General features: G+C 31.2%; 4 protein-coding genes and 3 pseudogenes. 6 read left to right on the top strand and 1 reads right to left on the bottom strand.

Annotation, left to right across the window (positions count from 1 at the left end; all coding sequences use genetic code 11):
* Positions 1-118: 118 nt before the first annotated feature.
* The 5 genes and pseudogenes from ACE01R_RS13290 to ACE01R_RS13270 all read left to right on the top strand — a co-directional run.
* Positions 119-1,186 (top strand): annotated as a pseudogene (locus ACE01R_RS13290) (phage/plasmid replication protein, II/X family); the annotation flags it as partial.
* A gap of 13 nt (positions 1,187-1,199) precedes the next feature.
* On the top strand, positions 1,200-1,481 hold the full coding sequence (locus ACE01R_RS13285; protein WP_395551720.1) for a hypothetical protein: 282 nt from the start codon (positions 1,200-1,202) through the stop codon (positions 1,479-1,481).
* Between the two features lie 280 nt (positions 1,482-1,761).
* A pseudogene (locus ACE01R_RS13280) lies at positions 1,762-2,337 on the top strand (site-specific integrase); the annotation flags it as partial.
* A gap of 25 nt (positions 2,338-2,362) precedes the next feature.
* Positions 2,363-3,112, top strand: a complete 750-nt coding sequence (locus ACE01R_RS13275; protein ID WP_395551719.1) for a hypothetical protein — start codon at positions 2,363-2,365, stop codon at positions 3,110-3,112.
* A 672-nt stretch (positions 3,113-3,784) separates the two neighbouring features.
* Positions 3,785-5,259 (top strand): annotated as a pseudogene (locus ACE01R_RS13270) (caspase domain-containing protein).
* A gap of 598 nt (positions 5,260-5,857) precedes the next feature.
* Here the strand turns inward: ACE01R_RS13270 and ACE01R_RS13265 are convergent.
* Complete coding sequence (locus ACE01R_RS13265) at positions 5,858-6,946, bottom strand: hypothetical protein (protein ID WP_395551717.1); 1,089 nt, start codon at positions 6,944-6,946, stop codon at positions 5,858-5,860.
* A gap of 752 nt (positions 6,947-7,698) precedes the next feature.
* On the opposite strand from ACE01R_RS13265, the gene ACE01R_RS13260 reads away from it, so the two are divergent.
* Positions 7,699-8,397, top strand: a complete 699-nt coding sequence (locus tag ACE01R_RS13260) for a DUF1826 domain-containing protein (RefSeq protein WP_395551715.1) — start codon at positions 7,699-7,701, stop codon at positions 8,395-8,397.
* Position 8,398 lies beyond the last annotated feature (1 nt).

The raw sequence follows: 8,398 nt of genomic DNA, 5'->3' as shown, positions 1-8,398 counted from the left end.
CAGGTCAATTTATTTGAAAGGAAACTTTTAAGGTCACTCTTTGTGCCTGATAAAAAATGGCGAAAACAAGAAGAACCTCAATTGAGGTTCTTCTTGTGATATTTGTGGGACAGCAGTGGACTTGTATCACCCTTATGAAGCTCTCCCAAGTGACTACACCGATATGGCTGTAAAGTTTTATACAAATACTATGAACACTGTGCCTTATGTTGAATTAAAAGCATCTCCACTTAAGCTTTTACAAGGTCACAATGTTTATGGTTTTGAATCTATAGAACTGGGCGCTTTTCACATGCTCGGAATGTTTTTTGAAGCTTTCCCGAAGCTCACATCAATTTTAGACGTTGATAAAACCGAAGTTCTTTGTCTCGATACAACTTATTTATTCAGATTGCCACACCAGAACATGGTTCAACCTGTTTTGGATTACATGTCTAATCTTGCATCTGGGCATCGTAAAGCTCGTCAAGTTAAATATGATAATTACATTACTTGGGGCAATGATGGTGCCAGTGTTCGACCTAAAGCCTATGGCAAATTTGAAGAAGTAAAAAGCCAGTTAAATAAAATTCAGAAACAAGCAGAGAAGGGCTGTATGCGCTCTAAATCACTTGTTATGGCTATGCATGATGCTTTGCCTTTTGCTAATGCTGTTCTTCGTTTGGAAGGACGTATTTGTAAGACCTATCTCACTAAAAACGGTTATCCGTCCAATTTATTTCAGCTAATCAAGCTTCAACATGAACAGCCAGAATTATTGCTACGCCTCTGGCACGTAGCTTTTGACCCGATCTTAGACACAATGAAGGGTAAATATATGAATTTTACATCTGATGGTGAAATCTTGGATTTACTCAAGTCCAAGTTAGTTACTTATACCAAGACAGGTAAGCCAAGCTATACCAAAGCTAATAATGCTATGAAATTTTATGCATTGGTCCGTCAAATTGGATTGCAAGCTACTAAGAATCTTTATAACGAAAGAACTTTTTACGATGCCGTTAAATCTCTTTTAGATGTTGGTATTTCAAAATCACATCTTCAAAACCTTGCCAAGAATCCTAACGGTAAAGTTATTCCATTTGTTCGTATGTTCGAACTCAAGATCTGCGACCAGCAGCCATCTGACTATCAAATTCCAGTTTCACAATACAGCCCAAGTAAGGGCTTACATTTAGTTGCCTGAGGAGGCTTTTACCATGCAAGTTCAATTTAATAAGCGTCAAATTTTGCCATCAGTTTACCGTTCTGAAAAAGACGGTAATAAACGTGCATTTTTATCTACGACAGTATTGTCACCAGTGAAATATAACTTAACGCCAATGCCTGGGATGATGCCAGTTGAACAGATCCAAGCGGTCTTAGAAGAATGTGCCGACAACGCTCAAGAAGTCGAAATTGAATTTACAGAGCAACAAACCAAGTTTGGTGCACAGATGCAAATTTTCAGTGTTAAGCCAGTGCCGAAGAAACAGCCATGAAGTTTGTATTCATGCCTTATGCATTAGATCCGTCACCGCCATTTACTGATAGTTATTGGGAAAACCGTGGCTGTGAATGGTTTTGGTCTGATGATTATTTATTATAAATCAAAGGATTAAAATACATCATTTCGTATAATGTATATTATGTTAAATCCGATACACCTAACAATAACTTCATATCCTTCTTTCTTAAACTATAATTCAATAACTTAAGTAATTTCTATTTCAATCATAAAATATGATATGTTGACCTTAAGAATACTTCATAAACTTTACTATGTTTTCTTTAAAAACAATTCATTTGGAAAAGAAAGTTTCAAACGAAAATCAAATTATTCTTTTATTTGATCTGAATTCATCTTGTCCATGTTTGTACCCTATGTTGTACACCATGAAATTTCTTAGATTTCAAAGTATCTCTACTCAGCATGCAGATTTAATAGCAATAAAATTTTGGTATGAATTTTGGTTTGAAAAGTTTGCCACATCCTTTTGTGAGTCGTTTTACTCTACATCTTATAATTTTGAGATCATCCAAGTTGAAATTGATAATTTCATTGTCTATTTAGAAAATAATAAAAATTTTGATAGTAATCTTATTCGGCTAAGAAATACAGACCACATCAATTACACAACAATTGGCCATAGAATTAGATCCTTTCTAAAGTTTTACAACTTTTTGATTGATGAATACTTATGCATCCAATCACAGCCACAACTCACGTTGAAGGAAATTCAAAAAATCAAAGAAAACTTAAATAAATATATGAAAATAAAGAAAAAAACTATAAATAACTTTTCAAAAACCAATAAAACAATTAAAAGTGAGATAAATCATAATTTTAAGAGTATTTGAGGTTGCTAAACGACATCATGGAATGCCCGAAGATTATGCTAATTTCTATTCAATAAAAGCTTTGCCCCTTGAAACAGCATATTTAAATTTCTTACCATCTAGAGCGCCATGGTTTACAAAGTGGGATTCCCTAAATGAATACAGTATTGAAGCTCTCAAAGATTATCTTAGAAATTTAATTAAAGTTTGCAACGCTAGTAATAAAGGTCAAGTTCTGGGGGCTTTATCCTTTCCAATAGAAATTAGTCCAAATTTGCAGTTAGACATCACTTGTACAATAATGAATGATAAAAATGAGGCAAATGAGAGATCTCAAATAGTTTCTATTGGCTTAGAATTAGAAAGAAATATAGAATTCAGATATTTAAAATTTAAGACTACTACTTCTGATAATTTTTCTTGTGTTGGAACAGCTTTCCCTCACCATAGATATGGTCATTGGTCTGTTGAACAGGATTCTAGAGGTATATACATCCCTATCATTCCTGACACTGAAGTGAAAATTATAGGCCAGTCAGATAATAATCTTATTAAATATCTATTAAATGATATGGAATTTGGTGTGTCAGGTTATTGGAATAATGAGTGGAAAAGGTCATATCCTTCAAAAATGAAATCAAAATGTGTAACTTACACACTGCTTTCTCCACAATATTTTCAATATATAGGAAATACTGAAACTGAATTTAAATATGTATGTAAGGTAAATATTGCTTCAAAAGAACGGGACTATAGTGACTTTCAATTTGAAGAATTAACGATTGAAATTTAGCTAGGTGATCTCAAATTAACATTCAATACCATCTAATAAAGTCTTTGTTAGATGGTATTGAATTTCTTTAAAAGCTATAACAAATAAGGTAAAACCAACTTTCTAAGAACTTATAACTTCTAAAATTTTAGTGCTATGTATATTTCTATCGGGATTTGTATGAGTCACCACCGATTTGGTAGATATATTTTAATGAGTGGTGGATTGCCACCACTCTCCCAGAAAAATTTAGTTTATGCTTAGTGCCATTTCCAAAGAACTATGCGAAAAAATTAAAAAATTAATAACACCTAAAAGAAACATAAATTACTTCAAAGTTGTTCTAATAAAATAGCAGTATCAAATTGAGTATCATTAAGCTCACAATCATAAAAGCGTTCTGTTAATTGTTTAAGATTTACGAGTACTATTTCAATTAATTATTCACAATCTGAATAACTACTAAGTAAAATATTTCGCTATTTTTCTAATAGAACATCTAGAATCTTACATTTTGGTTCTTCAGCCATTATCGTGCCCCAAAACAATCAAAATTAACTTAACCCTTAAACATAATTTTTTTTAAAAAACCAGTCTACAAATAAAACCACTTACACACCGCAATAAAAATCATCTATAATACAAACACTTATTTAAAATTAACATTATCATTAAAACCTTAAGGAGATAAGAATGCTAAATCGTCGATTAACTGCTTTAGTGATAGGAATTTCTAATTATGAAAATACAAGTTTTACTTTAAAAAATCCTGTTAATGATGCACAAGGTATTTCTGAAAAGTTAACTGAGATTGGTTTTAGTGTAACAACATTAATCGATGCTACAGTTGAAATGATAGATACTGCAATAGATACATTCCGAGATAATTTAAATAGTAATGATGTAGGTCTTTTTTCTTTGCAGGTCATGGTTTCGAAATCGAAGGACAAAATTTTTTAGCAGCAGTCGATACGGAACTAAGATGTATAGGTTCTGTAAAACATCACTCTTGTTCTTTAAGCCGTCTAATCGAATATATGTCAAGATGTTCCAACTCCACAAATCTAATCATTTTAGATGCATGTAGAAATAACCCTTTCAATAATAACCGCTCTGGAGGTTCTGGTAGATCTACATTTTCTCATCTCCAAGTACCTAAAGGTACTCTCATTGCTTATTCAACATCCCCAGGGCAAACATCTCAAGATGGTGTAGGACGTAACGGTCCTTATACCGAGTCCCTAATGCGTCATATCACGACGCCAGATATCACAATTGAGGAAGTGTTTAGACGTACTAGAAATACTTTATCAACAATCACAGCTGATCAACAAACCTCTTGGGAGCATACCTCACTAACGAGTGAATTCATGTTTAAAGTTAGTGTTTTTAATACTATCCCTGAAACACTATATTCAAAAGACTCCTTAGCAGATAAAAACTATTTACTTCCAATAAATAGTGTTTTTTCTACAATTATAACTGGACTAAAATCATATAATTTTTACAAACAAAATACTGAAGTCAAAAAATTAACTACTGAAATATTAAACTCATTTTCAAATAATGAGTTGTTTATTTTAGGTAGAAATATATATCAATCAGCTGTTGGTGGAGCTAATGATTCAAATGAATTTATTGAAAATTTTAGAGAAAAAACAAATTCTCTGGATGCCGAAAAGAGAAAACAACTTCTAGATGGTATTCTTTTTGAGATTTTCTTCGATTCAACTGGTAATCTTCGAAATAATTTCAAATTTTCAAAATTTAATCTTGTATTTACATTGCGTGCATTTGATGAATTCACCAATAGCTTTAATTTCATAGCAGACATTTTATCTAATTATCCTAATAGATTCTATCAATTCCCAGGAAGACAAAATCCCGTTAACCTAGATATAATTCTACATTCGACTCAATCGGGTGAAAGTGTTATAGATGAAATACATCTACAAGGAAACAATATTCTTAGACTAGAAAATGATGTTGCACAAAATGAATGGGAAGAAAATAAAGAATATTATCCAACAAATAGAAGAAAATTAATGAATATTTTATCAACAGAACTAGTAACCCCTTTAGATTTAATAACAATTAATCTAATACCTGAACCTGTTGATGAAAATAAACTACTTTATCCTAGCAATCATATACTTTTAAAGAAATAATTCCAACCCCAGCTATTTAATCTAAAGTAGCTGGGGTTTTAATAAGAATATAAAAGCTCAATGCTCAATTAAAATATAAATAATAAAGAAAACTATGCTATAGATACTGATCTAATGTGGTAATTTAAATAATTCCACTCCAAATATTCTGGCGCTAATGTTGCTCTTCTCATATTTGAAAAAATTCGAACAAACTTGATGACTTGACGATTTTATTAATTTTAGATGTGAATGTCGCTATTTACGCACATGGGAAAATAGTTTGCTTATTAAACCTATCCAAATAAATGAACTATTTAAAAACTAGCTTCATTAGGCTACTATACCAGTATAATATACTGTATTTGTCCAGCATTCATTTTTTAGTATCAAGTATCTTAAATTTATGACTTACATGATTTATGTATACATTACTATAATCAACAATTATCAACGCTATTTTATACCTAACTTGTCTTAGTAATATACTTCAACATGTAATAATTTCATCTATAAGGTCCAAAAATAAACACCATCAGGGCCGCCATGAAAGAAAATTTAGGGTTACACAATATTATCTTTGCTTCTATGCAAGTAATTACTAATCATGTGCTATTGTTTATAAAATATTAATTTGCTGATGTTCTAAATACTTTATACCTCTTTTGATTTCATCAAATAATTTCCCCAAGGTAGATTTATAGCTAGCGTTGGCATCCACAAAAACAGAATCTCTTGTTTTAAGAATTAAAATGCTATCTAAGAAAAAATATAAGACATCTCCCTTCTTATCAATATATCCATTTTTATGATCAACACCTATAATACTTCCAATCTCCCATTTCTCTTCTAACGAGCATAATTCAAAATTATTTTTATTTGCTTTGCAACTTAAGCCTTCTCTAAGTTCATCCAAACTTATTTCAGATATATCTTTCAAAAAACCGTCTTTCAAAAAGACAAATTTATAATTCTCAATCTTAAAAAGTTCGTAAATTCTAATTTCACTTGGTTGTTCAAAAGTCTCCATCTTATATATAACATATGGTATCGTATTATGTTTTAGACAATTATTAATATCCAAATAAACATTATACTTTACACCTGATGAATTACATGGATTACAGTAAAATGGCAATATGCACTCATGAAAATCAAAAATTTCCTTAGGTAATTTAAAGCTGCCGTTAGGCTTATCAAAATCAAATAAAATTCTTCTCGGAATATTCACTCCATATTCGCAAAGCGTAGATGATAAAGCATCCCCTAAATAGCAAACCCAATAATCATGAATATTTATTTCGTTAAGAGGCAAGCCACATTCTTCTTTAATCTTTATATCAAATTTTTCTCTATACAATTTTAAAGATTTTTTTTCCTTAATAGACTTATCATACCTACTATGATTTATTATTAAATTTTTATTTACATTGCGGTATTGAACTTTTCTTATTTTCTCAATATTGGCCCCAATAACCAACATGCAATAAATAAAATAATAATCTATTAAAGTAGCCATTGCATTTAATGATGCATCATTTAACGTCTGATTTAATAAAGAAAGCTTAGAATCAACCAATTTATTATTTTTAAAATCATCCATGCACTTTCTTTGAACATCAACCCTCTGGGTAACCAAACAATAGATACCATCAATTTTCTGAAAAATATCTTCTTTAACATTATGTGATAATTGAAAATTATCCATGATTCCCTCGTTATAAAAAACTACTTAATCTATCTTTTATATTGTTTGTTACAAAAAAACTCAAACAAGAATTAAAATCAATAATACATTGTTTGAGCGGTAAGAGCTTATCAAATACCGATTGACTTAAGATTATAGAATACTTCTATACAACATACAGAGGCAATTACAATCTTAAAAATTATTTACAACACCAATATTTAAAAAATAAAAATACTGAATAGCCACCGATTTTGTAGACACCTTTTAATTAGTGGTGGACTCCCACCACTCTCATAGGCAAATTTAGTCTATTCTTAAGACCTTTTTAGTAGGAAAATATGTATTCATAGCTAGGTTCATGAACCAAATATTTTATAAGTTATAACCTTATCACTCTAAGTAATTAAATTTATTGTTTATTAAATATAAACTTAATTGTGAACTAGGTTCTAGGTGAACATAAGTTAAATAAGATATCTAAGATTGCGCCCTAGATCCGCTTGCACGTTGCGATGACTACTTAATTATTAGAATTTGACTATTTAAATATTAGGTAGTCATCGCATGCCACACTTCAGTATCATGAATAATGATGGAACTCCTAAAAATTTCAATCCTTCGTTAACCCTGGATTTAACGGTATCAATATTATCGATTTCCTTAAAATCTTTCATTTTTTGAAAAATATCCATATGTCATTCATCACGCTCTATTTATATAAGGCTGCGCGTATATAATTAGACACGGTTCATTGGTTATTTTACTCAAGAATGAAGAATACATTTTCTGACAGCAAGCAAGTAATTACGGTTTCAACATTTTCCGATCTTGTTAATACGAATTTTCAAGGCAATATGAATGCCATTTGCTGGTCTAGAAATTTGCTTGGTGATTTCAAAGAAATCGTGGATAAACTTGAATTAATTGAGAATATTACGGAAGTTTCTGTTGAAGATCTTTTAATACTGCAACTTTCAGAACAAGGCCATCTGGCAAGGGAAATTATCTTAAACGATATACAGCTATTAACAAATTGTGGCGCCTCTCCTTCTCTAAATTTACTTAAAAACTATGAACGGGATGATGAGCTAGATTTCATCTCCACAGATGTGTATTCGTATCATGTTGATCGTTCACCTATCGAAACAGATACTTTTTTATGTACTTATCATGGTTCTGCAAGCGATATTTTGCCTAATGATCAGGTTGAGCAAAAGATTTTGATTCCTGAGATCCGTGAAAAGCTCAAAGAATTACATGAGGGCCAAGAGACTGAGTTTGAAACATTCTTGGAGGAATATTTCTTTGATCTGCACTATCAGCCTAAATCCGATGCAAAGCCTTTGAACTTAGGCTTAGGGCATCTTTGGCGGCTAGCAGTAGATCATCCAACGCAACAGGTCTTACCCTGTGTTCATAGAGCTCCTGCTGAAAAGGATGGTGAGTATAGACTCCTATTGATTTGTTAAA

The organism is Acinetobacter sp. BSP-28, assembly GCF_044130285.1.
Classification (GTDB): Bacteria; Pseudomonadota; Gammaproteobacteria; order Pseudomonadales; family Moraxellaceae; genus Acinetobacter.
The sequence above is the reverse complement of the archived record's forward strand: the minus strand, read 5'-3'. Positions and strand labels throughout refer to the sequence as shown.